At 70.9% G+C, this 26,509-nt stretch carries 23 protein-coding genes and 1 pseudogene; 11 read left to right on the top strand and 13 right to left on the bottom strand.

Annotation, left to right across the window (positions count from 1 at the left end; translation table 11 throughout):
* Window positions 1–3 precede the first annotated feature (3 nt).
* Window positions 4–537, top strand: a complete 534-nt coding sequence (locus tag AB0E24_RS11555) for a hypothetical protein (protein WP_359376273.1) — start codon at window positions 4–6, stop codon at window positions 535–537.
* 13 nt (window positions 538–550) lie between these two features.
* Here the strand turns inward: AB0E24_RS11555 and AB0E24_RS11550 are convergent, their stop codons facing one another.
* Entirely contained in the window at window positions 551–1,375 is an 825-nt protein-coding gene (locus tag AB0E24_RS11550) for an ATP-binding cassette domain-containing protein (RefSeq protein ID WP_147966578.1), read from the bottom strand.
* A 227-nt stretch (window positions 1,376–1,602) separates the two neighbouring features.
* Between AB0E24_RS11550 and AB0E24_RS11545 the strand changes: the two genes are divergently transcribed.
* Together AB0E24_RS11545 and AB0E24_RS11540 are read left to right on the top strand one after the other, a co-directional pair.
* Window positions 1,603–2,325, top strand: a complete 723-nt coding sequence (locus AB0E24_RS11545; RefSeq protein ID WP_099015258.1) for a 3'-5' exonuclease — start codon at window positions 1,603–1,605, stop codon at window positions 2,323–2,325.
* A gap of 407 nt (window positions 2,326–2,732) precedes the next feature.
* A complete protein-coding gene (locus AB0E24_RS11540; RefSeq protein WP_359376269.1) occupies window positions 2,733–3,335 on the top strand; it encodes a TIGR03086 family metal-binding protein in 603 nt (200 codons plus the stop codon).
* A gap of 111 nt (window positions 3,336–3,446) precedes the next feature.
* On the opposite strand, the gene AB0E24_RS11535 is transcribed toward AB0E24_RS11540, so the two are convergent.
* Entirely contained in the window at window positions 3,447–4,346 is a 900-nt protein-coding gene (locus tag AB0E24_RS11535; protein WP_359376363.1) for a phosphotransferase enzyme family protein, read from the bottom strand.
* A 264-nt stretch (window positions 4,347–4,610) separates the two neighbouring features.
* On the opposite strand from AB0E24_RS11535, the gene AB0E24_RS11530 reads away from it, so the two are divergent.
* The 4 genes from AB0E24_RS11530 to AB0E24_RS11515 all read left to right on the top strand — a co-directional run bounded on the left by AB0E24_RS11530 (window position 4,611) and on the right by AB0E24_RS11515 (window position 8,991).
* Window positions 4,611–5,558: a carbohydrate ABC transporter permease gene (locus AB0E24_RS11530; protein ID WP_100805872.1), complete on the top strand. Its 948-nt coding sequence runs from the start codon at window positions 4,611–4,613 to the stop codon at window positions 5,556–5,558.
* Complete coding sequence (locus tag AB0E24_RS11525) at window positions 5,555–6,439, top strand: carbohydrate ABC transporter permease (protein WP_359376266.1); 885 nt, start codon at window positions 5,555–5,557, stop codon at window positions 6,437–6,439. The genes AB0E24_RS11530 and AB0E24_RS11525 overlap by 4 nt, the downstream gene beginning before the upstream one ends.
* Before the next feature lie 26 nt (window positions 6,440–6,465).
* Window positions 6,466–7,752 carry an ABC transporter substrate-binding protein gene (locus AB0E24_RS11520; RefSeq protein ID WP_359376264.1) on the top strand — a complete coding sequence of 429 codons (1,287 nt, stop codon included), beginning with the start codon at window positions 6,466–6,468 and terminating at the stop codon, window positions 7,750–7,752.
* Between the two features lie 171 nt (window positions 7,753–7,923).
* The gene (locus tag AB0E24_RS11515; RefSeq protein ID WP_359376262.1) at window positions 7,924–8,991 is read left to right on the top strand and encodes a CDP-alcohol phosphatidyltransferase family protein; all 1,068 of its coding nucleotides are present in this window, start codon (window positions 7,924–7,926) and stop codon (window positions 8,989–8,991) included.
* On the opposite strand, the gene erm is transcribed toward AB0E24_RS11515, so the two are convergent.
* Together erm and AB0E24_RS11505 are read right to left on the bottom strand one after the other, a co-directional pair.
* Window positions 8,895–9,893 (bottom strand): ErmE/ErmH/ErmO/ErmR family 23S rRNA (adenine(2058)-N(6))-methyltransferase, encoded by a 999-nt coding sequence (gene erm, locus AB0E24_RS11510; RefSeq protein ID WP_359376261.1) that lies wholly within the window; start codon window positions 9,891–9,893, stop codon window positions 8,895–8,897. The two genes, AB0E24_RS11515 and erm, sit on opposite strands and share 97 nt — an antisense overlap.
* A gap of 599 nt (window positions 9,894–10,492) precedes the next feature.
* Window positions 10,493–12,772 carry an MMPL family transporter gene (locus AB0E24_RS11505; RefSeq protein ID WP_359376259.1) on the bottom strand — a complete coding sequence of 760 codons (2,280 nt, stop codon included), beginning with the start codon at window positions 12,770–12,772 and terminating at the stop codon, window positions 10,493–10,495.
* A gap of 372 nt (window positions 12,773–13,144) precedes the next feature.
* Between AB0E24_RS11505 and AB0E24_RS11500 the strand changes: the two genes are divergently transcribed.
* Window positions 13,145–14,365 carry a S8 family peptidase gene (locus AB0E24_RS11500; protein ID WP_079259333.1) on the top strand — a complete coding sequence of 407 codons (1,221 nt, stop codon included), beginning with the start codon at window positions 13,145–13,147 and terminating at the stop codon, window positions 14,363–14,365.
* Between the two features lie 120 nt (window positions 14,366–14,485).
* On the opposite strand, the gene AB0E24_RS11495 is transcribed toward AB0E24_RS11500, so the two are convergent.
* The 3 genes and pseudogenes from AB0E24_RS11495 to AB0E24_RS11485 form a co-directional block, all read right to left on the bottom strand.
* A complete protein-coding gene (locus AB0E24_RS11495) occupies window positions 14,486–15,073 on the bottom strand; it encodes a Uma2 family endonuclease (RefSeq protein ID WP_359376257.1) in 588 nt (195 codons plus the stop codon).
* A 167-nt stretch (window positions 15,074–15,240) separates the two neighbouring features.
* On the bottom strand, window positions 15,241–16,794 hold the full coding sequence (locus tag AB0E24_RS11490; protein WP_359376255.1) for a phosphodiester glycosidase family protein: 1,554 nt from the start codon (window positions 16,792–16,794) through the stop codon (window positions 15,241–15,243).
* A gap of 322 nt (window positions 16,795–17,116) precedes the next feature.
* Window positions 17,117–17,575: pseudogene (locus AB0E24_RS11485) on the bottom strand (DUF5753 domain-containing protein); the annotation flags it as partial.
* Window positions 17,576–17,835: 260 nt separating this feature from the next.
* On the opposite strand from AB0E24_RS11485, the gene AB0E24_RS11480 reads away from it, so the two are divergent.
* Both AB0E24_RS11480 and AB0E24_RS11475 read left to right on the top strand, forming a co-directional pair.
* Window positions 17,836–19,197, top strand: coding sequence for an AAA family ATPase (locus tag AB0E24_RS11480; protein WP_099015267.1), 1,362 nt, complete (start codon window positions 17,836–17,838; stop codon window positions 19,195–19,197).
* Window positions 19,198–19,379: 182 nt separating this feature from the next.
* On the top strand, window positions 19,380–19,997 hold the full coding sequence (locus AB0E24_RS11475) for an HNH endonuclease family protein (RefSeq protein WP_359376252.1): 618 nt from the start codon (window positions 19,380–19,382) through the stop codon (window positions 19,995–19,997).
* A 150-nt stretch (window positions 19,998–20,147) separates the two neighbouring features.
* On the opposite strand, the gene AB0E24_RS11470 is transcribed toward AB0E24_RS11475, so the two are convergent.
* Entirely contained in the window at window positions 20,148–20,573 is a 426-nt protein-coding gene (locus AB0E24_RS11470) for an SbtR family transcriptional regulator (protein ID WP_359376249.1), read from the bottom strand.
* Here AB0E24_RS11470 and AB0E24_RS11465 point away from each other — a divergent pair.
* A complete protein-coding gene (locus AB0E24_RS11465) occupies window positions 20,562–20,969 on the top strand; it encodes a nuclear transport factor 2 family protein (protein WP_347234084.1) in 408 nt (135 codons plus the stop codon). The genes AB0E24_RS11470 and AB0E24_RS11465 overlap by 12 nt on opposite strands.
* Before the next feature lie 40 nt (window positions 20,970–21,009).
* On the opposite strand, the gene AB0E24_RS11460 is transcribed toward AB0E24_RS11465, so the two are convergent.
* The 5 genes from AB0E24_RS11460 to AB0E24_RS11440 form a co-directional block, all read right to left on the bottom strand.
* Window positions 21,010–21,762, bottom strand: a complete 753-nt coding sequence (locus AB0E24_RS11460) for a sirohydrochlorin chelatase (RefSeq protein WP_093700192.1) — start codon at window positions 21,760–21,762, stop codon at window positions 21,010–21,012.
* A gap of 155 nt (window positions 21,763–21,917) precedes the next feature.
* Window positions 21,918–22,886 (bottom strand): ABC transporter permease, encoded by a 969-nt coding sequence (locus AB0E24_RS11455; RefSeq protein ID WP_202543365.1) that lies wholly within the window; start codon window positions 22,884–22,886, stop codon window positions 21,918–21,920.
* Window positions 22,873–23,697 carry an ABC transporter ATP-binding protein gene (locus AB0E24_RS11450; protein ID WP_173963192.1) on the bottom strand — a complete coding sequence of 275 codons (825 nt, stop codon included), beginning with the start codon at window positions 23,695–23,697 and terminating at the stop codon, window positions 22,873–22,875. The genes AB0E24_RS11455 and AB0E24_RS11450 overlap by 14 nt, the downstream gene beginning before the upstream one ends.
* A gap of 67 nt (window positions 23,698–23,764) precedes the next feature.
* The gene (locus AB0E24_RS11445) at window positions 23,765–24,826 is read right to left on the bottom strand and encodes an aliphatic sulfonate ABC transporter substrate-binding protein (RefSeq protein WP_232637394.1); all 1,062 of its coding nucleotides are present in this window, start codon (window positions 24,824–24,826) and stop codon (window positions 23,765–23,767) included.
* A 281-nt stretch (window positions 24,827–25,107) separates the two neighbouring features.
* On the bottom strand, window positions 25,108–26,508 hold the full coding sequence (locus tag AB0E24_RS11440) for a sulfate adenylyltransferase subunit 1 (RefSeq protein WP_069867127.1): 1,401 nt from the start codon (window positions 26,506–26,508) through the stop codon (window positions 25,108–25,110).
* Window position 26,509 lies beyond the last annotated feature (1 nt).

Below are 26,509 nucleotides of genomic sequence, written 5' to 3'. Positions count from 1 at the left end.
CCCATGAGCCGGGTCGCGCTCGCCACCCTCCTGCCTGAGCAGCCGATCGGGTTGAGGCGCGCTGACGAGCATTGGAACGCCGTCGCGGTACCAACCACCTGGAGCCGTCTCGTCCTTGCCAACCTGGCCGGTCGTAACGGGGCTGTCTTCGAGGACGCGAGGTTCCGGCACCTGGTGTGGGTCATCCCGTCAGGTGGGGCCGACGACTGGCCCGAGGCCCATGGGATGGGTGTGATCGTGTACCGCACCGGGGAGCAGCTGGCCGTCCCCGGACTGGGCGGTTTTCATGGTTCCCACTGGTTGCGCACGCCATCAGGACAGCTCCTCTTCACCGATCCGGACGAGCTGCGCACGGCCGTGGAGAAGGTCGCCGGACCGCTGGCCGACGCCGAGCAGCTGGGGCCCATGGTGGTGTGCTGCTACTGCAACACCCCGACACGGGACTCCAAGATCATCAATACCTGGACATCCCCCTGCGACGGCAGCGTTCACAACGACTATGCCTGCCGCGGGTGTGACTCCGCCCGGGGCCGGTGACGGTCGGCACGGGTCATACCCGCTTCCCGGGGTCCGTACGGATCCTACGGATCGTACGGGCGGTCCAGCGGCCGTCGGTGCGGGTGATGTGGACCGGGTGGTCGAAGCACTTGGTGATGTGGTCGGTGGTCACCACCTCGTCCACCGCGCCCGAGGCCAGGCACTCCCCGGTGCGCAGCAGCATCGCGTGGGTGGTGCTGGCGGGCAGCTCCTCCAGGTGGTGGGTGACCAGGACCGTGGCCAGCTCGGGGTGGTCGCGGCGCAGGGTGTCCAGGCTCTCCAGCAGCTGCTCACGGGCGGCGAGGTCCAGCCCGGTGGCCGGTTCGTCGAGCAGCAGCAGCCGGGGGCGGGGCATCAGCGCGCGGGCGATCAGCACCCGGCCGCGCTGGCCCTGCGACAGGGTCGGCCAGCGCGCGTCCAGCTTCCCGCCCATGCCGAGCGTGGTCAGCAGTCGGTCGGCCCTGTCCCGCTCTTCGGCGGTGGGCCGGCGGCGGGGGACCGGCTCCACGGTGTTGGTCAGCCCGGTGAGCACCACGTCCCGCACCCGCAGCGGGGAGCGCAGCGGATGCCGGGGGTCCACATGGCCCACGAACGACCGCAGCTCGCGCAGGTCCACTCGGCCCAGGGTGCGGCCGAGGACCTCCACCGTGCCGTGCGTCGGGTGCACCAGCGCGCCCGCGAGGCTGAGCAGGGTGGACTTGCCCGCGCCGTTGGAGCCGAGCAGCGCCCAGTGCTCCCCCTGGTGGACGGTGAGCGAGATCGAGCGCAGCAGCGGGGTGCCGTCGCGCACCACATCCACATCGCTCAACTTCAGTACGGGAATGGCCGGGGCGGTCACTGGGCCGCCACCTCCTTGTTCTGTCCTTGTCCTGGGCGACTGTCTCGACCGGTGCCGCGTACGGCACGGGTACGGCACGGGTACGACGGAGGCTATCCCGGGCCGGGCGGGCGGAGGGTTGCCGTCCGGTTGTTGAGAGGGCGTGGGGCCGCTCGTGGCGGGCGTTGTCAGTGGTGCATGGGAAGGTGGGCACACATGGGGGAAGTACGACAAAGGGAGGGGCGGCCATGGGCTGGCACCGGGGGCTGCTGATCGGATTCGATCTGGAGACGACGGGCACCGATCCGCGGACGGCGAGGATCGTCACGGCGGCCGTGGTCGAGGCGAGGGGCGGGGAGCCGATCGGTCGGCGCGAGTGGCTGGCCGACCCCCAAGTGCCCATACCGGACGACGCGGTGGCGGTGCACGGGATCACCAATGAGCGGGCGGCGGCGGAGGGTCGGCCCGCGCGTGAGGTGGTAGAGGAGGTCGCCGAGGTGCTGGTGGCCCACTGGCGCTCCGGCGCCCCGGTGGTGGCGTACAACGCGGCGTTCGACCTCAGCCTGCTCGCCGCCGAGTTGGGGCGGCACGGGCTGCGCCCGCTGAGCGAGCGGCTGGAAGGGGCGGAGACCGGCCCCGTCGTGGATCCGTACACGATAGACCGCGCCGTCGACCGCTATCGCAAGGGCAAGCGCACGCTGGAGGCGGTGTGCGGGGAGTACGGCGTGGTGCACGACCGCGCCCATGACGCCGGTGCGGACGCGCTGGCGGCGGTTCGGGTCGCCTGCGCGCTCGCCGAGCGCCACCGCGAGGTCGCCGGGCTCGAGCTGTGGGACCTCCACCGCAAGCAGGTGGGGTGGTACGCCCACTGGGCGGCCGACTTCCAGTCCTGGCTGCGCCGCAAGGGCACGCCGGACGCGGTGGTGGACGGCGGCTGGCCCCTGCGGGAGGCGGAGGCGGCGGTGGGGTAACCGCCTCTCGCTCCGCTGGGGATGCCCTGGCCTGTCGTCGATCGTCTGCGGCGCCGCCGTGGGCCGACCGCACCCACGCGGCGGAGCCGCACATCGACACGGCCCCGTGCCCCTTGGGGGCGCCTCTCGTTCGGGGTGCCTCTCCGATACCGAGGCCGACTGCCGCCGTTCCGCTCAGCGGCCCACCCAAGGCGGACATCGGAGCGTGCCGACCCCGCGGACATCATCGCGGCCCGCTTCGCGGACATCGGCGCGGGCCCCGTACATCCGCGCGAGCCGCCCTGCCGTACATCCGCGCGGCGCGCCTCCTCCCTACACCGGAGCGCGCCGCACCGATGAGTTTCCGGCTGCCGTGCGGTCCATACGCGTGAGGGGGAACACGCACTCGATCGAGGAGAAGAACCACCGTGACCGACGACCAGACCGTCATGATCGACTTCGGACCCGCCGCCCAACGGGTGACGGCGCTGCTCAGCGGAGTCTCGGATGAGCAGCTCACCGCGCCCACCCCGTGTGGCACCTATTCCGTGGCCGATCTGCTCGACCACTTCATGGGGCTCGCCATCGGTATGCGCCATGCCGCCGAGAAGACCACGGCCGTGGCGGGTCCGGACGCCCCCGCACCCGGCCAGGGGGCGGCGGAGCGGCTGGACCCCGACTGGCGGCAGGAGCTGCCGCGCCGGCTCGACGCGCTGACCGCCGCCTGGCGTGAGCCGTCCGCCTGGCAGGGCACCACGGAGGCCGGGGGCGTCACCATGCCCGCTCAGATGATGGGCATCGTGGCGCTGGACGAGGTGGTGATCCACGGCTGGGATCTCGCCCGCGCCACCGGCCAGCCCTACGACTGCGATCCCCACTGCGCCGAGGCCATCATCGGGTGGCTCTCGGTGTTCCCGGACGAGCAGCGCCCCGAGGGGGCTTTCGGCCCCATCGTCTCCGTGGCCGACGACGCCCCGCCGCTGGCCCGCGCGGTCGCCCTCAGCGGCCGCGACCCGGAGTGGCGAGCCTGAGCGAAGCCGTTCGTTCGGACTCCTTCGTTCGGGCCCGTTCGTTCGGACCCGTTCGTTAGGGTCCCTCGTTCGGGTCCGTTCCCTCGGACCCCTTCGCTCAGACCCGTTCGTTCAGAACGTGTGCCAGCGCACCGCCGTGTCGCCCTCCCGCAGGGAGGCGATGCGGCGGGCGAACTCGGTGCGCGCCGCCGGGTTGCCCGGGGCGTGCTGGGACACCCATGCGCAGCTGGCGGTCTCCCGCGCGCCCCGCAGCACCGCGCAACCGGGCCATTCGCGCACGTCCCAGCCGTACTCCGCCACGAACGCGTCGTACTCCGCCGCGCCGAGCCCATAGCGGTCCCGGGACAGGGCCATCACCACCAGATCGTGCTCGCGCAGATCGTGCGAGAAGGTCTCCAGGTCCACCAGCACCGGGCCGTCGGGGCCGATGTGCACATTGCGCGGCAGCGCGTCGCCGTGGATCGGACCGGGGGCGAGCCGTGGGGTCAGCTCCTCGACGGCGGTCGCGAAGTCGTCCCGGCGGGCGCGCAGATACGCCGCGTCCGCCGGGTCGATCGCGTCCCCCGCCAGCCGCAGCCAGCGCTCGACCCCGCCCAGCAGATCGCGGCGCGGCAGTGTGAGCGGCGCCGGATCGGCGGGCGGGTCGGGCAGGGCGTGCACCATCCGCAGCAGCTCCGCGAGGTCGCGCGGCCCGGCGGGGCGTACCGGATCGGGGAGCCGCTGCCAGTAGGTGACGAGGTGGTTGGCGAACGGCAACGGCTGCTCGGGGCCGAAGCGCCGGTCGGGGCGTACCGCGGGCAGTCCCTCCCGGGCGAGCCAGTCGGCGATCCGCAACTCGCGGGCGGCCCGGTCCCACACCTCAAGATCGCGGCTGATCCGGACCACCAGGGAGAGGCTGTCGACGGCGAAGACGGCGTTCTCGCCGAGGGCCAGCAGCCGGGCCTCCGCGGTACCGGCCCGGTAGGGCGGCAGCGCGGCCGAGAGCACCGCCCGCGCCCGCTCCTCCGTCAAGGCGACATCCGCCACCGCCACACCCCTCACTCCTCGTGTCCGTGCCGCCCAAGTCTCGCATCGGGTCCCGCGGCCAGTGTCACGTCGGGTCCTACGCCGAATGCCGCACCGGGCGCCGCACCGGGCGCCGCGCCGAATGCCGCGCCGGGCGCCGCGCCGGCTGCCTCAGATGAACCGCTTGACTGCGCCGTCCGCCCTCCGCACGATGACGTGGGCTCTCCCACCCGGGCCGCCCTCCCACCGTGTCCGAAGGAGGCCCCGCCGTTGGTACCCGTGACCGCCGCCTCCGCGCGCTCGGGCGAGGGCTCCGCCGAACACCCGTCAGCCGCTCCCGGCAAGCGGCCGGGCAGCCGCGTCGCGGCGCACCGCCACGGGACGTGGTTCCTGGTCCTCCCCGCGCTGATCCCGATCCTTTTGCTCAGCGTCGGCCCGCTGCTCTACGGCATCGCGCTCGCCTTCACCGACTCCCAGGCGGGCCGCACCGAGCCCACCCAGTGGATCGGGCTGCTCAACTTCCAGGATCTGCTGCGCGACACCCTCTTCTGGGAGTCCTTCCGGATCGGCCTGGTGTGGGCGGTGGCCGTCTCCGTACCGCAGTTCCTGCTCGCGCTCGGCCTCGCGCTGCTGCTCAACCAGAATCTGCGGTTCCGCTGGCTGGCGCGGGCGCTCGCGATCGTGCCCTGGGCGATGCCGGAGGTCGTGGTGGGCATTATGTGGCGGCTGGTGTACCACCCCGACGCGGGGCTGCTCAATGAGACGCTGGGCATCCACCGCGACTGGCTCGGCAGTCTGTCCACCGCCCTGCCCGCCGTCGTCGTGGTCGGCATCTGGGCGAGCCTTCCGCAGGTCACGGTCACCCTGCTGGCCGGGCTCTCGCATGTGCCGCGCGAACTGCACGAGGCCGCGGCCATGGACGGCGCCGGCGCCTGGCGCCGCTTCCGCGCCGTCACCTGGCCCGCCATCAGGCCCATCGCGCTCGCCATCAGCGCGCTCAGCTTCATCTGGAACGTCAACTCCTTCGCGCTGGTCTACGTCCTGACGGGCGGTGGACCCGGTGGCCGTACCCGGCTGCCGATGCTCTTCGCCTATGAAGAAGCGTTTCGCTATGGCCAGTTCGGCTATGCCGCGGCGATGGGGTGTGTGCTGGTGGCGGTGGTCTCGATCCTGCTGGCCGTCCATCTCGTCGCCCGGCTGAAGGGGGACGACGCATGAGCCCCCGCGCCACCGCCGCCGGGCGCCGGGCGGCCCGCACCACCGCCGCCGGGCGCCACGCGGCTCGCACCGGCCAGTACCTCGCGCTCCTCGGCTATATGGTCTTCCTCGCCTTCCCGCTGCTGTGGCTGGTCTCCACCGCCTTCAAACCGCCGCGCGAGCTGGCGAGCCTCCACCCCGGCTGGATCCCCGACCATCCCACCCTCGACAACTTCCGCCAGGCGTTCGAGGAGCAGCCGCTGCTGCGGTCCGCGGGCAACAGCCTGATCGCCTCCCTCGCGGCCGCGGCCATCACCGTCGTCATCGCCACCCCGATGGCCTATGTGATGGACCGGCACCACCGCTCCCGGCTGTCCCGGGCGGCCACCGGCTGGATCGTGGTCAGCCAGGCGTTCCCCTTCGTTCTGGTGATCATCCCGCTGTTCCTGGTGCTCAAGGAGGTCCGGCTGATCGACTCCCTCACCGGGCTGATCATGGTGTATGTGGTGTGGTCGCTGCCGTTCGCGCTGTGGATGCTGGCCGGGTACGCACGGGCCGTACCGCGCGAGTTGGAGGAGGCCGCGGCGGTGGACGGCGCGGGCAGGCTGCGGACGCTGATATCGGTCACCGTCCCGCTGCTGGCCCCCGGCATCGTGGCCACCGCCCTCTTCGCCTTCCTCACCGCATGGAACGAGTTCTTCTTCGCACTCGTCCTGCTCAAATCCCCGCGCAAACAGACGATGCCGGTCATCCTCACTCACTTCATCGGAACCGAGGGCGTGGCCGACCTCGGCCCGCTCGCCGCCGCCTCACTGCTGGCGACGCTGCCCTCGCTCGTGCTGTTCGCGGTCATCCAGCGCCGGATCACCAGCGGCACCCTGGCCGGGGCGGTGAAGCACTGATGCGGAGCCGGGGTGGTGAAGCACTGATGCGCCGTCGCACACTGCTGGCCGCGTCCGCCACCGGAACACTGCTGTCCGCTTGCGCGCCCGAGCGGCGGCGGGCCACCGGCGGCCGGATCACCCTCCGCTTCCAGTCCCTGGCCTGGCAGAAGGAGTCCGTGGCGGCCAACAAACAGCTCGTGGGGGAGTGGAACGCGGCCCACCCCGACATCCGGGTCGAATACGTACAGGGCAGCTGGGACGCCGTCCACGACCAGTTGCTCACCTCCTTCGAGGGCGGTGAGGCGCCCGACATCATCCATGACGCCACCGACGACCTCGCCGACTTCGCCTACGGCGGCTATCTCGCCGATCTCACCGATCTGCTGCCCCGGCGGCTCAAGGCCGAGATCCCGGCCCGGACCTGGCAGACCGCCACCTTCGGCGGCGGTGTCCACGGTGTGCCGTTCCTCCAGGAGCCCCGCGTGCTCATCGCCAACCGCGCCCTGCTGGAGCGGGCCCGGGTGCGGATCCCCACGCCTCAACGGCCGTGGAGCTGGGCCGAGTTCGAGGACGCCGCCGGGGAGCTGACGCGGGACGGGACATACGGTGTGGCCTGGCCGCTCAAGGAGCCCGTCTCCGCGACCCTCAACCTCTCCCTCTCCACCGGCGGCAAGGTCTTCCACCGGGGTGCGGACGGCAAGGTCACCGTCCGGTTCGACGCCGCCGACCAGCAGGTGCCCCGTGTCATCCACGACCAGTTGGGCGGCGACCGCAGCGCCGCGCGGACCACCCTCGGCATGGGCGGCTCCGACACCCTCCCCGGCTTCTTCGGCGGGAAGTACGCGATGGTGCCGCTCGGCTTCTCCTACCGTCAGCAGATCGTGCAGCAGGCGCCCGAGGGTTTCGCCTGGACCGTACTGCCCTCCCCGGCCGGGCCCGGCGGCGACCAGCGGCAGGGGGTGAGTCCGCAGACGCTGTCCATCGCCGCCGACAGCCCGTACCGGCGCGAGGCGGTCCGCTTCATCGACTTCTTCCTGCGCCCACCACATATGGTGCGGCTGGCCAGGGGCGACTGGATGCTCCCCACGGGCATGACCGCGCTACGGGACCCCGCCCTGCGCACCCGCCGCCACGGCTGGGCCACCGGCGCCGCCCTGGCCGGACAACTGCGCCCGGCTCCCGCCCAGTCGGTGCGCGGCTATCCGGAGTGGAAGGACAAGGTGGCCACCCCGGCGCTCCAGGAGTACTACAGCGGGGCGATCGGCATGGCGGAGCTGCGGAAACGGCTGGTCGAGGACGGAAATCTGGTGCTGGCCCGCTACCAGCGGTAGATCCCGGTACGTGCGCCTGGCCCCGGTACGCGCGCCTGGCCGTGCCATGGACCCGGTCCTCCAAGCAGACCTATACCCCTTGGCAAAGGTTGCCCTTGCCCGATCTTGTCCTTTCTCTTAACAACTTCTTAGCTTCAGGTGAACTCCTTTCGAACGCCAGGAAGATTGACCATGCCCCGAGACATTCCACCGCTCGCCGAGGTCCGCCGGATCACCGAGAAGAAGCGAGACGCGTGGTGGACCGTCATGCTCGTGGACCCGGTGGCCACACCGCTGGTCCGTTGGACCGCCAGGTACACCCGGGCCACCCCCAACCAGCTCACCTGGGGTGCGTTCCTGGTGGGCCTCGGCTCCGCCGCCTGCTTCGCCCAGGGCGACTGGAGATGGCTGCTGCTCGGGGCCGTGCTCTACCACGTGAGCTTCATCTTCGACTGCATGGACGGCAAGCTGGCCCGGCTGACCGGCACCGGCTCGGTCTTCGGCGCCTGGCTGGACTTCGTCTTCGACCGGATCCGGGTGCTGGTCTGCTCGATCGCCCTGATGGGCGGCCAGTACGCGCGCACGGACGACGTCCTCTATCTGTGGCTGGCGCTGGCAGTCGCCTCCCTGGACGCGCTGCGCTATATCGACTCGCTGGAGATCTTCAAGATCCGGCACGGGATGCGCAAGCAGATCAAGGCCCGGATGCGGGCCGCCCGCAAGGCCGAGAACCAGGCCGAACTGGCCTTCATGGAGGACCTGCTGCGGGAGAACCCCGAGGCCGATCTGGAGACGGACCGCGACACGGTGGCTCCCCTGGAGCCGGTGGCCGCCGTGGAGGCCACGGCGGCCCCGGGCACCCCGGCCGCGACCGGGACCGACGCCCCGGCCGGGACCGACGCCGGAGCCGGCGCCGAGGCCCCGGTCCAGGTACCGACCCCGCGCCGCCCCGCCGTCGTCGATCTGCACCAGGAGTTCCGGCGCCGGTTCCCGTGGTGGGTCCGGTGCCGGAACTTCCTCCAGCGCCACCGCATCCGCGCTCATCTCATCAGCGGTATCGAGTTCCAGATGGGCGTGTTCATCATCGGCCCGGCCCTGGACGCCGTGGTGGCGACGACCGTCGTATCGGGTGCGCTGCTGCTCGTCTTCGAGCTGGCCATCATCTACAAGTTGCTGTTGTCCACCCGGGACTTCACCCGCACCATCAACTCCTTCGAAACGGCCGATCGCTTCCCGGCCACCACCTCGGTCAACTCCTGAGCGAGGACCAGCCACTGCTCCGGCGCCACATACGCCACCACCACCTCCCGCCCCAGCCCGGCCGCCCGGAACGCCCGGTCGACCGCTCGGGTGGGGCAGACCCGGCGCAGTGACGCGTGGAGCGAGCCACCGACCCCGGTGAAGCCCAGCTCGACCAGGTCCGCGTAGGCGGACCGGGCCGCCGGGTCGGTGAGCAGCGATTGCGGCCGCCGGGTCAGCCGCAGGATCCCGCCGTCCACGGCGGGCACCGGCCGGAAGGCGGTACGGTCCACCAGCCCGCACAGCCGCCACTCGACCTCCGGCCAGGACCGCACGGTCAGCAGGGACCAACGGCCGTAGTCCCCGGTGCGTTTGCGGGCGTACTCCGCCTGCGTGAGCAGTGTCGCCGAGGTCAGCCTGGGCACCGCCCGCAGCGCCCAGGCCACGATCTCGGCGGTCCGGGCGTAGGGCACATTGCCGACCAGGGCGAACGGCTCGCGCGGCGGTGCCGCGGTCAGGAAGTCCCGGTGTACGACGCGGACCCGCGGATGGCGGGCGAGCCGCTCCCGCAGCCCCGGGATCAGATGGCGGTCGATCTCATAGCTGATCAGCTCACGGCAGCGCGGAGCCAGCGCCTCGGTGAGCGCCCCCTTGCCCGCGCCGACCTCCACCAGGAGGTCGCCGGGGCCTGGGCGGGCGGCGCGTACGACGCGGGCGGCGGCGCCCGGGTCGGCGAGGAAGTTCTGCCCGTACGTGCGCCTCGCGCGGTCGCGTTCGGTACGGCGCGGTTCGGTACGGCGGGCTTCGGTATGGCGCGGTTCGGTACGGCGGGCTTCGGTACGGCGGGCTTCGGTACGGGGCGGTTCAGCACGGCGCGGTTCGCCCCCGCGCGGGGCATGGGGATGGTGTCGATTGCGGGCCACGGCCACGGTCCTTTCGGAGCCGGGCGGGCGGCAGCAGCGCGGAACGGGCCCTGCCGCCCGTCCCGGAACGAGTGATTCCTGGACTGGCGGGGGCCCTGGCCGAGGGCGCGTGGAGGTACGGGATCAGCTCACGGTGAGAGACCGATGGAAAGTCCGGCGAGTCAGCCGCTCGGGCCGAGGCCGAGGAAATCCCTCGGGCACCTCGAACACCTCGACGGCGAACGGCTCACAGACTCGGAGAGACACCGGGCGCGTCCGGGCCGGCCAGGGCACCGGGGCCGCGCCGCGGGCGGCGGGCAGGCGAAGGAGAAGAGGCGCACGCACACGCCACCCCGGCACAGCCGCGGGTGATGCGGGTGAACACGCCGATGCCGGGACTTCCGCCCATCGGTGTACTCCTCCCGTGCGCGCGTACGCGAATGACGCGTATGCGGATCTCCGCCGTATCCCCCGCACCGTACGGATCGCCGCGGACATCCCGCAACGGCTTTTCGCGGCCCACCCCGCCGCACCCCGCCTCCCCACCCCGAAACACCGAACCGGTCACACGGCCCGAAGGCGATGTGACCGGTCGAGGGCTGGTCGTCAGGGCGTGGCCGTCAGACCCTCGCGTGCCGGGGCTGTTCGTCCGCGTCCGGCCTCGGGGCGGCGCCCACCGGAGTGGTGGGCCGCTGGACCGGGGCGGGCTCGTCGTGGGCGAGGTCCGGGAGCCACCGCAGCCACTTCGGCAGGTACCAGTTGCGCTCGTCCAGCAGCGACATCGTGGCCGGCAGCAGCACTCCGCGGATGACGGTGGCGTCGATGAGGACCGCGGCCGCCAGGCCCACGCCCATCTGCTTCATGGACTGCATCGACAGCGTTCCGAAGATGGAGAACACCGCGACCATGATGACGGCGGCGCTGGTGACCACGCCCGCCGTGGTCACCACGCCGTGCACCACCGCGTCCTTGGTGGTGCGGCCGGCCAGGCGCGCCTCGCGGATCCGGGAGACCACGAAGACGTGGTAGTCCATGCTCAGCCCGAACAGGATCACGAAGAGGAACAGCGGCAGCCAGGACACGATCGCGCCCACGCCCTCCGCGCCGACCAGCCCCGCGCCCCAGCCGTGCTGGAAGACCGCGGTGAGGATGCCGTACGCGGCGCCCACCGACAGCAGGTTGAGCACGATGGAGGTCACGGCGATGGTGAGGGACCGGAAGGACATCAGCATCAGCAGGAAGGCGAAGACCACCACGAAGGCGAAGACCGGGGCGACGGCCGAGCCGAGCTTGTCGTTGAAGTCCTTGGAGGAGGCGGTCGAACCGCCGATGGGGGCGTCCACCCCGTCCACCGCGCCGAGTGTCGCCGGGCGCACCTCGTTCCGCAGCACGTCCAGGCTCTTCTCGGCCTTGCCCTCGTCCGAGCCGCCGATCAGCGGGACCTCCACCACGGCCAGGTTCTGCCCGCGGTGGACGGTCACCTCGACCGGGCCCTTGGAGGCGCCCTTCGCCACGGCCTCGGTGCGGAAGCGGGCGATGGCGTCGCGCACCGGCGGCGCGTCGATGTCGTCCGCCTTCACCACGACCCTGGCCGGGTCGGATCCGCCCGGGAACGCCTCGTCGATGTGGTTGTACGCGTTCACGACCGGCAGCCGGTCGCCGAACTCCTGGTCCAGCGTGAGGTTCGCGGTGTTCATCCCCACGGCGGGGACGGCCAGCGCGATCAGCGCGCCACCGGCGAGCGCCAGCGACAGCTTGGGGCGGCGCAGCACCGGACGGAGGACGGCACGCCAGATCCGGCTCTCGGTGCCGCCGCGCCGCTTGGCGCGGGTCAGGAACGGCAGCCGGCCCTTCTCCACTCGCTCACCGAGCAGCGAGAGCAGCGCGGGCAGCACCGTCACCGAGCCGACCATCGCCACCGCCACCACCATCAAGGTGGCGAGCCCCATCGCCTTGAACTCCGCGATGCCGGTGAAGAGCATGCCCGCCATCGCCACGATCACCGTGACACCCGAGACCAGGATGGCGCGGCCGGAGGTGGCCGCCGCGACCCGCAGCGCGGTCTGCGCGTCCCGTCCCGCGGCCCGCTCCTCGCGCTCCCGGCGCAGGTAGAACAGGCAGTAGTCGACGCCGACGGCCAGCCCCACCAGCAGCATCACGGAGTTGGCGGTGTCGCTCATATGCACCCAGTGGCTGACCACCGCCACCAGACCGGTGGTGGCCAGGAACGCGGTCATCGCGAGCAGCACCGGCAGCAGCGCGGCCACCAGCGCACCGAAGACGATCAGCAAAATGCCCAGGGCCACCGGCAGTGCGGAGAACTCGGCCTGGGCGAAGTCGTCGCCGAACGCGTCGTCGAACGCCTTCTGGCCGCTGGCGTCGCCGAACTCCTCGATCCGCAGGTCCTGGTGGCGGTCCTGCGCCTTGTCCACCGCGTCCAGGACCGGCTGGATGTGCTCCGACGCCTTCTCCGGGTCGCCGCGCATCTCGAACTGCACCAGCGCGGAGCGCCGGTCGGCGGAGATGGTCTTCGTCTCGTAGGGGGAGCGGGGAGTGGTCACCTTGCCGGTGTCGCGCACTCCGGCGATCACCGCGTCGACCGCCTCGCGGAAGGCCGGGTCGTTCGCGGTGAGCCCGCCGCCCTTCGCCTGGATCAGTACGGTTTCTCCGGCCGCTTCGTCAATGCCCGCCTCGTCGAGAATCATCGAGACGCGCCCGGACTCGCCGGGAACCTGCTCGCTGTCCGACACATCCACCCGGCCCGTCATCGAGCCGACGGCCAGGGCGAGAATGACCAGCAGCACCCAGCCCCCGACCGCCGCCCACCGGTGCCGGGCACTCCAACTGCCCGCTCGCGCGGCTATCCCGCGCGGCCTCTCCAAGCGGCCTGTGTCCGCCACGACATCCCCTTATGCCCTGGTGGCGGACCGTCCCCGCCACTCGCCGACGACGCTAGGCGGTGGCGGCGGGCCGACCCATCCTGCTGACCGGTGAACCCTCCGGTGGTTCCCTCCAACCCCAGAAGGGGGGACAGCCCTACCATCCCCGATCGAGGCCCCTTACAAGCAAAGGGCGTTGACCTTGGTCTCCGCGCGGAGAACGTTGCCTATGTCACACATCTGTGGGGATCTTGAATTGACCCGTACTCATCAGTCAGGGTTTTGTCAGAACCGGAGTGGCCCCAACACACTCCGGATCTTTCGCACTTGAGGGATCGGACGCGATCCGGGTGCGGATTACCCCCCACAACCGCACGAGGAGGAACCCTCGTCATGGCAGTTCACAAGCAACGCAACGCGCGTCGACTCGGCCTGGCCGTGGCCGCCGCGACCGCCGTCACCGCCGGTGTCTTCGTGGCCGTTCCGGCCGGGGCCGCCACCACCGCCCCCGCCGAGGGCACCGTCTACGGCACCCAGGCGGAGAACGCCGTCGACGGCAGCTACATCGTCATGCTCAAGGGCGGCAAGAGCGTCAAGGCCGCCTCGGAGGGCAAGGACCTCGCCGAGCAGTACGGCGGGAAGCTGCGCCGCACCTACGACTCCGCCATCAACGGCTTCTCGGCCAGTGGTCTGACCGACACCGAGGCCAAGCGGCTCGCCGCCGACCCGTCGGTCGCCAAGGTGGTCCAGAACCACCGGTACACCATCAAGGGCACCCAGGAGGACCCGCCGTCGTGGGGCCTGGACCGGATCGACCAGGAAGACACCGAGGGCGACAAGGCGTACAACTACCCCGACAGCGCGGGTGAGGGCGTCACCGCCTACGTCATCGACACCGGTGTCCGCACCAGCCACAAGGACTTCGAGGACCGCGCCACGTCCGGCTTCGACGCCGTCGACAACGACGACGACGCGGACGACGGCAACGGCCACGGCACCCACGTGGCCGGCACCATCGCCGGTGCCGAGCACGGCGTCGCCAAGAAGGCCAAGATCGTCGCGGTGCGGGTCCTGGACGACCAGGGCTCGGGCACGACCGAGCAGGTCGTCGCGGGCATCGACTGGGTCACCGAGAACCACGAGGGCCCGTCCGTCGCCAACATGAGCCTCGGCGGCACCCCCGACGAGGCCCTCGACGCGGCCGTGCAGAAGGCCATCGACTCCGGTGTCACCTTCGGCGTGGCGGCGGGCAACGAGTCGGCCGACGCCAGCGGCAGCTCTCCCGCACGGGTGGAGGACGCGATCACGGTCGCCTCCAGCACCGACCAGGACGAGCAGTCCGACTTCTCCAACTACGGCTCGGTCGTGGACATCTACGCCCCCGGCTCGGACATCACCTCCGACTGGAACACCGGCGACGACGCGACCAACACCATCTCCGGTACGTCGATGGCCACCCCGCACGTCGTGGGCGCCGCCGCCGTCTACCTGAGCGGCCACCAGGACGCCAAGCCGGCCGACGTGTCGAAGGCGCTGACGGACGGCGCGACCGCCGACAAGATCTCCAACCCGGGCGAGGACACGCCGAACAAGCTGCTGAAGGTCGTCGAGTAAGTCTCATACGACTGAGGTGAACGGTTCCCAGGGGCGCAGCCGGGCAGCGAGACCACCCGGCTGCGCCTCCGGACGGCCGGAGCCCCCTTCGTCTTCCACCCGGAGGGCCGGGGCTCGTCGTCAGCCCTCCAGCTCGCGGCGCACGACGTCGAGATCGAGGTCAACGGTGAACTCTCCGGCCACGTCGACGGACGCCCTGCCCGTGATGGTGGCAGCCTCGCGGTAGGTGCCTCCGTCCAACTCGTGCACCACCACGCACAGATCCGGTTCCATCTCGACCCGCCAATAGGCGGGCACCTTCGCTTGAGCGTAGAGCGCCGGTTTGAGGATGCGGTCGGCGGCCCGGCTCAACGGGGAGACGATCTCCCCCAGCAGCAGCATGGTCTCGAGCGGCGCAGCCAGCGTGTGGCGCGAGACGACAGCGCGGTCGACAACGGCAATGTCGGGGATGAACAGCCTTGAATCGTTTGCCACCATCACCGCCCCTGCGGTGAGAAAGCGCGCGCCGGAGCGAGTTGATCCGGCGTTGATCTGGCCGCGTAGCGCGGAAGACACGATTTGGTGGGCCAAGCCGGGGGCGGGGGATATGTAGAGAACACCATCCACAAGCTCGTAACGAGCCCGCGCTGGGTGTGCCGGAAGCGCAAGGACGTCCTCGACCGTCCAGGGGTCCACGTGATCGTCGATTCGCGTCCCGGTGACGCTCATGGCTGTGACTCCCGGTCCTTCTCGGCTCAGCGTGCCGTCCGGCACGGTCAATCCCCGAGACTTTCAGCCTGGACCGTGGGCTCGCGGTCGAAAGCATGAGCATCACCCACAGGAGTGAGCCGAGCACCGACCGGCGGCGGACGGTGCTCGGCGATGCCCCGGTCGCGCTACGGCAGTACCTGCACCGTGTCGCCCACCGCGCGTTCGCCCGTCGCGTCGGAGGTGACGTTGGCGAGGCGGCCGTTCACGGCCATGGCGGTGGAGCCGCCGCCGTCCAGGTTGAGGGCCTGGACGGCGCCCAGGGAGCGCATGAAGCGGGCGGCCTCCTCCAGAGTGAAGCCCTCGCTCACACCGGGCTGCCGGCCGTCCACCGTGGCCAGGATCAGCCGCCCCTTCGCGTCGAGTCCGGCCATCGTGCGGGGCTGCCGCACGTTCGACCAGGCGTAGCCGAAGGAGAGGTTCTTCGGGTCGAGGGTGCCCTCGGCGGCGGCGTCGATGGCGAGGCGGCCGTCCTTCACCAGGGTCGGGGCGGCGCTGACGATGCTGTCGTCGGAGTCGAGCCGTACGCGACGGCCGGCGGTGTCCCGGACGACCTCATTCAGCGCGATCCGCTCGCCCTGCCGGGCATGGGCCGTCAGCCAGTCGGACGCGGCGCCGATGCCCTGGAGCACGGAGCCCCCGGCCGGGACCGTACCGCCGCGCGCCCCGGTGGAGACCACCCGGCCGTCGGCGTCGAGTACGACCTGGGTCCCGGGGCCGGTGGGCAGCGCGGCGCGGAACCTCGGCGTGAACTTCACCAGGTCGTCGGCCTCGGCGCAGGTCACGTCCTGCCGGGGCGACTCGGTCGGAGTGGCCCCGGGGCGGCCGCAGTTGCGCACCTTGCCGGGCACCCGGTTGATGCCCTGCACCGCATATGTGGACGACCCCGCCCGCGCGGTGACCGTACTGGTCAGATCGGCGATACGGGCGTGCCGACCGCCGTCCGCGAGGATCAGCGCGGCCCGCGAACCGGCGGCCATCGACTCCAACTCCCCGTCGTACGCGCCGATTCCGGCCATCGTGCCCTGGATGCCGTCGGCGTCGGAGGTGATGAAGAAACCACCGTTGACGGCGAGCAGGGAGTGGCGCTTCGCGGCGACCGAGGAGGTCGTCTCGCGGTCCGCCACGCTGGTGTCATGCGTGGCCGCCACGGTGCCGGTGAAGCGGGCCGGATCGATCACCGCCACATGGACGCTCTCCCGGTCGGCGGGCTGCTGCGCGTCGTAGCCGGTCCACTCCGCCACCGCCGTGAACCCGGCCGCGGCCACCTTCTCGCGCGCGCCCTGCGCCTCACCGGAGGTGCCGTACGAGCCCAGCCGCACCCGCCACCCCATGGTGCCGTGCGGTGTGTCCGCGTAGGCGGCCCACACCACCCGCTCGACCCGCGGCTCGAACCCCGCACCGCGCAGCCGCCCCGCCGTGTCGTCCGCCCAGGCCCGGTCGCCCAGCGGCGCGGAACCCGGCCCCTGCACCGTGACCGTCCAGCTCGGCTTCGCGTCCGCGTCCCGAAGAACACCGGCCCGCACCTGCACCCCCGGGGCCACCGTCTCCGTCGTCCACGACCCGGCATCCGGCGCCGCCTGCGCCGGGGGATGCACGACCGCCAACACGACGGCGGCCCCCAGCACGGCCCCCATACGGACACCCAGACCCCGGCGGACACTGCTCTCTTCGTTGCGCATGCCCGGAAGTCCAGCGCCGCCCGGGTACGGCACCGACACGGAAGCGGGGCGAGACGCGGAACGTACGGTGAACGGGCGGGGGAATGCCGAGGGCCGCCCCGCCCCTCGTGACTACCGCCCGAGTCGGTCGAGCGTCCCCGCCTTGACGGCGCGTATGAATGTTCCGAGTCGGCCCGGTGTGGTGGTGAGGATGTCGGCCGAGATCTTTCAGCCGACAAGGAGAACGCCAGGGCCTTGTCGAGAAATACGCGATACCGTGCCAGCGCGACTCCGCATCCAGCAGGATAGGGCCGTGCGGCACATCGATGTGTACGGTGTCCAGCCTCGGCACCGAGCCGTATGCGTAGAGCACGGGCGTCCCGGCGCCGCCGAATCCTTCCGCGCCGAACGGGACAACCCGTACGGTGACCCCGGGGCGCTCGCTTTGTTCAAGCACGAAGGCGAGTTGTTGTCGTGCGACCTCCCGATCGGCGACAAGTGTCCGCAGAGCGGCTTCATGAACGACTGCTTCATACGCGGGAGGCGATTCCCCCTCGAGCACCTCTCGCCGTCGCATACGGAACGCGACCAGCGCGTCCAATTGGCGTGTTGACGGCTGGGGAACACCGTAGGCCATGAGCGCACGCGTGTAGTTCTCCACTTGGAGAAGCCCAGGGATGTAGACACCCTGGAAGGTGCGCAAACGGCGAGATGGATGCTCCAGTTCGGCGAGATCCAGGGCCGCGTGTGCGAGGGTCCCCCGGTACTCCTCCCACCACCCCTTGTCGCGTTCCGCGGCCATAGCGACCAACTCGTCGATCAGCGCGTAGTCGAGGCACGCGTAATACGTTGCCATTCCGCGCAGCCGTTCCTCGCTGACGCCGGTCCGTCCCGCCTCCACGTGGCTCATCTGGGCGGAGGTCGTGCCGACCCGCCGGCTGCTTCTCGGGCGGTCAAGCCCGCCGTTTCACGCATGAGGGCCCCGGTCATGGTCTATGGCCGGCGGCCCGGATCGATAGGCTGCGGAGAGTTACCCGCTCCGGTCCGTAGCAGGAGGCAAGCATGTACGTGGCGGACGTGGAGCTGTCCGGGGTTCGGGGGTTTCACGGTCATCGGGCGGCCCGGTTGCGATTCCCGCGGAGTGAGGATGGCAGTTACGCGGGCTGGACCGTGCTGGCCGGGCGGAACGGCTCGGGTAAGTCGACGGTGCTGCAAGCCCTCGCGTTGGTGCTGCAAGGCCCTGCCATCACCCATGCCTTGCTCAAGGACGCCGGCGACTGGGTGACGAGAGGAGCGCGGAAAGCGGTCGTCGAGGCGACGGTGGTCGGGCCGGAGCACGTGGACGCCCGGTGGGTCAGCGACGGCGATTCCCTCGGGGAGCTGTTCCCGGAGATGGGGAGTGTCCGGCTGGTCTGGGACCGGGTGACGAACCGTGGTGAGAGCAGTGTCCATCTGCGACGCCCGAGGACGACGAAGGCGTTCCTGCTCCAGCGCACGGCTGAATCCGGCCCCTGGCAGGAGACCCCGCAGGGATGGCTGTGTCTCGGGTACGGCCCGTACCGCAGACTCGATGGCGGAGCCTTCTCCGGCCGGTCCGCCGTCGCGTTCGAGCGTGCCGACCGGCTGGCAACGCTCTTCGACGAGAACGTCTGCCTGGCCGAGGGCGTCACCTGGCTGATCGACCAGCACCTGCGTGGCCTTGAGGGACGTCCCGGTGCACATGAGCTGGTAGACGCGGTGAAGCTGCTGCTCGGAGATGGACTGCTGCCCGATGATCACGAGGTGAGCGGAGTCGACTCCGAGGGCCTGTGGGTGAACACACCACGCGGTGTTCTGGCCCTGCGCGGTATGAGTGACGGCTACCGCTCCGTGACCGCGCTCGTCGTCGACCTGGTGCGACATCTGCACGGCGCCTATGGGGAACTCCGGGTCGAGGAGCGTGGCGGACATCCCGTCATCCCCATGCCGGGGGTCGTACTCATAGACGAAGTCGACGCTCATCTGCACGTCAGCTGGCAGAAGAGGATCGGCCAGTGGATGAAGCAGCACTTTCCCGCGATCCAGTTCATCGTCACGACCCACAGTCCGTATATCTGCCAGTCCGCCGATCCCGGCGGGTTGATCCGGCTGGCCGCCCCCACGGAGGAGCGGCCGCCCGAGGTGGCCGACGATGAGCTGTACCAGCGTGTGGTGTACGGCAGTGGGGATGACGCGATTCTCTCCGACCTCTTCGGAGTGGATTCGCCGTACTCCGATCGTGCGGACGAACTGCGGCGGCGGCTGGCGGCCATGGAATTCAGGGTGCTGGATGGTCAGGCGAGCGATGCGGAACTGGCCGAGTACCAACGGCTGAGCGCCCAGTTGAACAGCTCTCTGTCGGCGCGGGTAAGTGAAGTGGCCGCCCATCTGGGGCGTGAGGAATGATTCGATTAGAACGGCCACCACTCGACGATCAGACAGTGAAATTGCTTGTGCGAGCGCATGAGCGCCTACCGGATGTGGGCCTCACGGAAGCTGTCGCCCGGAAAGCCTGGAAAGCGGCCGGCGGCACCCGCGACCGCGTAGCCATGGCCCTCCGCGCGATGGCCAGCGGGATTGAGCGCTGTATGTATTGCTCGGAGAGTCTCGGCACAGCCATCGACCACTTCGAGCCTCTGCATCACGCCCCTCGCCGGGTGTTCGACTGGTACAACCACCTCCTCGGATGCTCATTCTGTAACTCGCACGCCAAGGGCGGCACCTTCCCCAAGGACACCGCCACCGGGGAACCGCTGCTCATCGACCCCACGGCGGACGAACCGGCACATCATCTCCGGCTGTCGCTCACCAGCGGTGAGTACCACTGCCTGACCCCGAGGGGCTGCGCCACCATCGATGTCTTTCAGCTCAACCGGGGGCCGTTGCGCAAAGGCCGACTGGACGCTGTCGGTCAGTGCCTCGACACCCTGGCGGGCTGCGCCGCCCTCCTGGCGGCGGACGACACGGCCGGTGCACGGAAGCGCATGCTGAGACTGCGACGGCAGCCCCTCGCGGATGTTCTGCAAGAGCTTCGGCGCATCGCGGACCGGCCCTCGGCGGCCGTGGTCCTCGGGGACGAGGCTGCCCTCGAGGCCCTGCGTGCCTTGTACGGACAGCCGGTGGCCAAGCCGGTGTTCATTCCTCAGCAGACTTCGCGGCACCAGCCGGACTGCCGGTCCTGGAAGTTCGCCTCGACGGAGGGCTAGCTAGTGCCGCAGCGGCACTTGGCGGAGTGGAAACCCGGAATCATCGATGATCAGCGCGCCCCGCGGATCCGTCGCACAGCAAACCAACACCGTTTCGGCAGGGGAGTGGCGTCGCGGGGCCAACCTTGTGATCCGTAGGACGCAGGGTGGTTACTCGGAACGCCGTGGTGACAGTCCGTCCAGCACCATGTCGATCGCCCTGGCTACGACCGCCCGGTCGCCCCGGGCGTTGGCCAGTGCCCTGATCAGTACGTAGACCTCGGCCACCGTCGCGTCCGCGCGTACTTCGCCGGCTTCCTGGCCCCGGGACAGCAACACCTCGACGGCGTCCCGCAGCGCGGAGGCCGCGGCCTCCACCTCATCAGTGGCACCCGCCGGATCGGCGGACTCCTCCATCAGCGCGACGAGAGCGAGCTTCGCGGGTGCGCCCGAGACCATTTCCCGGAACGTCATGCGGAAAGCCGCCCCGGCCTCGCCGCCCTCGCCTCGCGCCCGCGCCGTGTCGGTGAGCTGGGTGAGGTGCCGCACGATCGTGGCCTCGACCAGCAGTTGTTTGGTCGGGAAGTGCCGGAACACGGTGCCGATCCCGACGCCGGCCCGGCGCGCGGTCAGGCCGACAAGCTGGCCGAGTTCTACGCCGAGGAAACCGATGTGCGGCACCCGATGGCCCCGCTCGGCGACACCCCGCTGCTCAGCCGCGAAGCGCTCCGGCAGCACTTCGCCGCGGCGGGGCGGGCCGGCTTGGCGGGCTTCCGTGTCGAGGACGTACGCGTTCACCACACCGCCGACCCCGAGGTGGTCATCGGCGAGTTCACTTACCGCGGCGACGCGGGCTGGGCCGCGCCGGGCATCATCGTCTTCCGGATCCGCGACGGGCTGATCGTCGAGTCGCGGGACTACATCGACCACCTCGGGCTCGCTCGTGCCACCAACTCGGTCGACGCCCTCTGCGCGCAGCTGACAAACGCCTAGTCCGCCGCCTGGTCCGACGCGACCAAGTGCCGTCGCGGCCCTAGGCCGTCAGCAGGGCCGGGGCCGCCGCGCGGGCCTCGTCGTAGCGGTGGAGGAGGAGGCGGGCCAGTTCGGGGGCGGGGCCCAGGACGGGGGACAGCAGATCGGCGCCCGCCGCTTCGGCGCCGTGGGCGATGCGGTCGGGGAGGCGGCCCGGGGCGATGACATAGGGGGCCACGGCCACGCGGGGGACGCCGTCCGCGCGCAGGGCGCGGACGGCGTCCTCGGTGCGGGGAAGAGAGGCGGAGGCGAACGCGGGTCGCACGGCGCACCATCCGGTGTGCCGCCACTCCCGCGCGATTTCAGCGATCACCGCGATCGCCTCCGGGTCGGTGGAGCCCGCCGAGGCCAGGACGACCCCGGTCGAGGAACGGTCGGCGGGGCGCAGCCCCGCCTCGTGCAGGCGGCGTTCCAGGGCGTCCATGAGCAGCGGGGACGGGCCCAGGACCGCGGCCTGGCGGACGGACAGCCGGGGGTGGCGGGCCGTGGCCTCGCGCAGAACCGCCGGGATGTCGGTCTTCGCGTGGAAGGCGCGGGTGAGCAGGAGCGGGAGGGCGATCACCTCGGTCGCGTCCGCGGCGGCGAGGCGGGCCAGTACCTGCGGTACGCGCGGTGCGTTGAACTCCAGGAACGCCGCCTCCACCCGCAGCTCCGGCCGCATCGACCGCACCCGTGCGCGCAGCGCGTCGACGGTCGCCGCATGGCGGGGGTCGCGGCTGCCGTGGGCGATGATCAGCAGGGTCGGGGCAGACATGGTGGGTTTCCGTTCCGTGGCTTTCTGTTCCGTGGCTTTCCGGTCGGTGGTTTCCGGTCGGTGGATTTTCGTACGGCGGGCTTCCGTTGTGTGGCTTGCTGCTCAGTGGCTTCGCTCAGTGGCTTCCGTTTAGTGGCTTCCGTTCAGTGCTCCGTTCAGCGCGCGCTCGCCAGCAGGCCGCGGCTGCGCAGGACCCGGCGCTCGATCGGGGCGAAGATCAGCAGCTCGATGGCGATGCCGACGACGAGGATCATGAGGATGCCGAGGAGCACCCCCGCCATATCGGAGTTGTTGCGCTGGTTCTCCAGGTACTGGCCGAGCCCCAGGCCCAGGTCCGGGGACTTGGCGATGATCTCGGCGGCCATCAGCGAGCGCCAGGAGAAGGCCCAGCCCTGCTTGAGCCCGGCGACGTAACCCGGCAGCGCGGCCGGCAGCAGGATATGCCGGGCGCTGACCAGGCCGCGGGCACCGAGGGTGCGTCCGGCCCGCAGGAAGAGCGGGGGCACCTGGTCGATGCCGGCCACCAGCCCGTTGGCGATGGAGGGGACCGCGCCCAGCAGGATGACGGTGTACATCATCTGGTCGTTCAGGCCCAGCCAGATCACCGCGGGCGGCACCCAGGCGACCGAGGGCAGCGACTGGAGCCCGGACAGGATCGGGCCGAGACCGGAGCGGATGAACTTCACCCGGGCGACGACCAGACCCAGCGGGGTCGCGATCGCCAGCGCGATGAGGAAGCCGAACAGACCGCGCGAGACGCTGGTCCAGACGATGTCGAGCAGCTCGCCCTCGACCCACAGCTGGTGCAGCGCGTCCCAGACCCGCCCCGGGTCGGGCAGTTTGTAGTCGGGGGTGACCTTCGCGAGGACGAGCGCCTTCCACACGGCCAGCACGACGGCCACGGCCACGATGGGCGGCAGCACCTTCTGGACCAGCACCTCGACCGGTGAGACGCGCTTGGTCTGCACCGCGTCCAGGGCGTCCAGACCGGCCTCGAGACCCGCCAGGTCCTGGGCGTTCCCCGGACGCGGCTTCGCCGTGGACTTCTCGATGGGCCGCTCCCCGCCGTCGCCGCCGTCGGCTTCCTCGACCGCGGTGCCGCGGGTGGTCTCACTGCTGGCCATGGCGGCGGATCTCCCCACGCAGTTCTTCGGTGATCTCAACGGACAGGTCGGCGACGTCCGCGTCCTCGATACGGCGCGGCTGCGGAATGTCCACCGTCCATTCGCGGACGACCCGCCCCGGCCGGGAGGACAGCAGCACCACACGCTCGGCCAGCCGGACGGCCTCGCGGACGTTGTGGGTCACGAACAGCACCGAGACGCCGGTCTCGCTCCAGATCCGGGTCAGCTCCTCGTGCAGCACATCGCGGGTGATGGCGTCGAGCGCGGCGAACGGCTCGTCCATCAGCAGCACGCTGGAGTCCTGCGCCAGTGCGCGGGCCAGCGCCACGCGCTGCCGCATACCGCCCGAGAGCTCATGCACCCGCTTGCCGTAGGAGCCGCCGAGCCGTACCAGCTCCAGCAGCCGCTCGGCGTGCGGCCTGCGCTCGGCGCGCGGCACCCCGCGCAGCCGCAGCGCCAGCTCGATGTTCTTCCCCGCGGTCAGCCACGGGAACAGGGCGTGCTCCTGGAACATCAGGGCCGGCCGACCACCGGGGACCTCGATGGCCCCCGTGGTCGGCTTGTCCAGGTCGGCGATCAGATTGAGCAGCGTCGACTTGCCACAGCCGGACGCCCCCAGAATGCAGACGAACTCCCCGGGCCGCACCTGGAGGTTGATGTCCTCGAGAACGGGCTGGGCCGCCCCGGGACGGCCGAAGGACTTGTGCACATGGGCGATCGAGACGGATCCGGTGGCATCGGCGGGGCCGGGGGAGCCCGCCGCCGCGGCGCTCGCCCGGTCGTCCTTCTCGGTGGTCAGTGCCGGGGACATCCGGTCACCTCCTGATGGATGCGTACATGCGTACTCGCGTACCGTGCGTACGGGGACGGACAGGCGGCTACTTGGCGCCGAGACCCGCGTCGGAGACGGTCGGCTTGCCCTCGGCCTTGAGGACCTTGTTCAGCGGGGCCAGGTCGTAGATCCCCTTGAGATCGGGCTTCTCCAGCAGCCCCGCCCGGACCGCGTGGTCCGCCTCGGCGTCCAGCGTCGAGGCCAGCGGGTCGTCGGTGGCCTGGATGGACTTCCACGCCGGGTCGATCACCTCGGCGGGCAGCGGCTTGCCGGTCTCCTCCTTGAGCGTGGCGTTGGCCGCTTCCTTCGCCTGCTCGGGGTTGGCGTTGATGAAGGCGTTGGTCTTCACCGAGCCGCGCAGCACGGCCTCGACGACCTTCGGATGCTCCTTCAGGAACTGCTGCCGGACGATCACATTCGTGATCACGAACTTCTTGTCCGGCCACAGCGAGGACTCGTCGAGCAGCACCTTGGCACCCTCGGCGACCAGCTTGGACGCGGTCGGCTCGGGCACCCACGCGCCGTCGATGGCACCGGACTTGTACGCGTCCGGGGTGACCTTGTTGTCGGTGCGGACCACCGACACATCGCCCTTGCCGCTCTGCGCGTCGACCTTCCAGCCCTTGCTCGCGGCCCAGTTGAGGAAGGCCACGTCCTGGGTGTTGCCCAGCTGCGGGGTGGCGATCTTCTTGCCCTTGACATCGTTCAGCGTCTTGATCTTCTTGGGGTTGACCACCAGCTTGACGCCGCCTGAGACCGACCCGGAGATGATCCTCAGGCTGGAGCCGTGCGACTTCACATAGCCGTTGATGGCCGGTGACGGGCCGATCCAGCCGATGTCGATGGAGCCCGCGTTGAGCGCCTCGATCTCCGAAGGCCCGGCGTTGAAGACGAACGGCGACACCTTCGTGCCGTGCAGCTCCTGCTGGATCTGGCCGCCCTTGCGCAGCCCCACCAGCGCGGTGGCATGGGTGAGATTGGCGAAGTAGCCGACCTTCACCTTGTCCAGGCCGTCGATCTTGTCGCCGCCGGCCGCGGGAACGGCCGAGGACCCCTCGTCGTCGGACTTCTTCTCCGAGCCGTAGCCGCAGGCGCCCAGCGCGCCCATCAGCAGGGGGAGGACGGCGGCCGCCGCCAGGATCCGGGTGCGGCGGTGGGGGTGCTGGGCGGTGCGGCGGACGGCAGATGACACGGGGTGTTCCTCTCGACGGGCCGGGGCGGCGTCAGAGGACGCCCGGCAGATCAGACGGTTTTCGGCGGTGGTGGACAGGGGCGGACAGCGGTGTCAGCCCGCACATCGCCCGACCCCGCCCTGACCGCTGCCGAGCGCGCCGCTGCCAATGCGGCCACCCTCCTTGGCGAACGTCGAGAACACCTCACCGGCCATGGTCAGAAGTCCCATCCCTCGTCGTCCCGCGCGCCCTCGGCACCCTCGGCCGACGCCGCGAAGGAGTCCCCCGCCATCCCGGCGGTGAGCGTGGTGCCGTCGGCCGGGTCGATCAGCAGGAAGGAGCCGGTGCGGCGCGAGGCGTCGTACGCGTCAAGCGCCAGCGGCTCCGAGGTACGGAGCACGACCCGGCCGATGTCATTGGCGGCCAGCTCACCCGGCGCCGGGTGGTGCGACAGATCGGCCAGCGTCAGCCGGGACGGGATGTCCTTGATGATCGCCTTCACCGTGCGGGTGGTGTGCTTGAGCAGCACCCGGTCGCCGACGCGCAGCGGACGGTCGTGCAGATGGCAGACGGTGGCCTCGACGTCCTGGGTGGTCTCCGGGGTGTGGTCGCTCGGTGCGAGCAGATCCCCGCGCGAGATGTCCAGATCGTCGGCGAGGGTGACGGTCACCGACTGCGGGGCCCACGCCACGTCCACCATCGTGCCCAGCGCGTCGATCCCGGTGATGGTGGACGTCCGGCCGGACGGCAGCACGGTCACGGCATCGCCGGTGCGCAGCACACCGGAGGCGATCTGGCCCGCGTAGCCGCGGTAGTCGGGGTGCTCGGCGGTCTGCGGACGGATCACGTACTGCACCGGGAAACGCGCCGGGTCCTGGGACGGATCGGTGCCCACCGGCACGGTCTCCAGGTGCTCCAGCACGGTCGGGCCGCCGTACCAGTCCATGTTCGCCGACGGGGTCACCACATTGTCCCCGGCGAGCGCCGAGATCGGGATGGCGGTACACCAGTTTTCCTGGGGGTTCCCCCCAGACCCCCAGGCGGGTACGCCCAGCGAGGCCGCGTACGTGGTGAACTCCTCGGCGATGGCCGCGAAGACCGGCTCCGCGTAGTCCACCAGGTCCATCTTGTTGACGGCGAGGACCACATGCGGAACCCGCAGCAGGGCCGCGACCGCGGCATGCCGCCGGGTCTGCTCCACCACGCCGTTGCGCGCGTCCACCAGGACGACCGCGAGCTCGGCGGTGGAGGCGCCGGTGACCATGTTGCGGGTGTACTGCACATGGCCGGGGGTGTCGGCGAGGATGAACCGCCGCTTGGGCGTGGCGAAGTAGCGGTAGGCGACATCGATGGTGATGCCCTGCTCCCGCTCCGCACGCAGCCCGTCCGTCAGCAGCGCCAGGTCCGGGGCCTCCTGGCCACGGCTGCGCGAGGCGTGCGCCACGGCCTCCAACTGGTCGGCCAGCACCGACTTGGAGTCGTGCAGCAGCCGCCCGACCAGGGTGGACTTACCGTCGTCCACCGAGCCCGCGGTGGCGAACCGCAGCTGCGAGGTGGCCGCGGACCGCTCCACGGCGGCCGCCGCGGCCTGCTCCCCGGACGTCAGATTGCTCGTCATG

Source organism: Streptomyces malaysiensis subsp. malaysiensis (assembly GCF_040653035.1).
GTDB lineage: Bacteria > Actinomycetota > Actinomycetes > Streptomycetales > Streptomycetaceae > Streptomyces > Streptomyces malaysiensis.
Note: the sequence above shows the minus strand (reverse complement) of the source record. Positions and strands in the feature narration are given on the sequence as shown.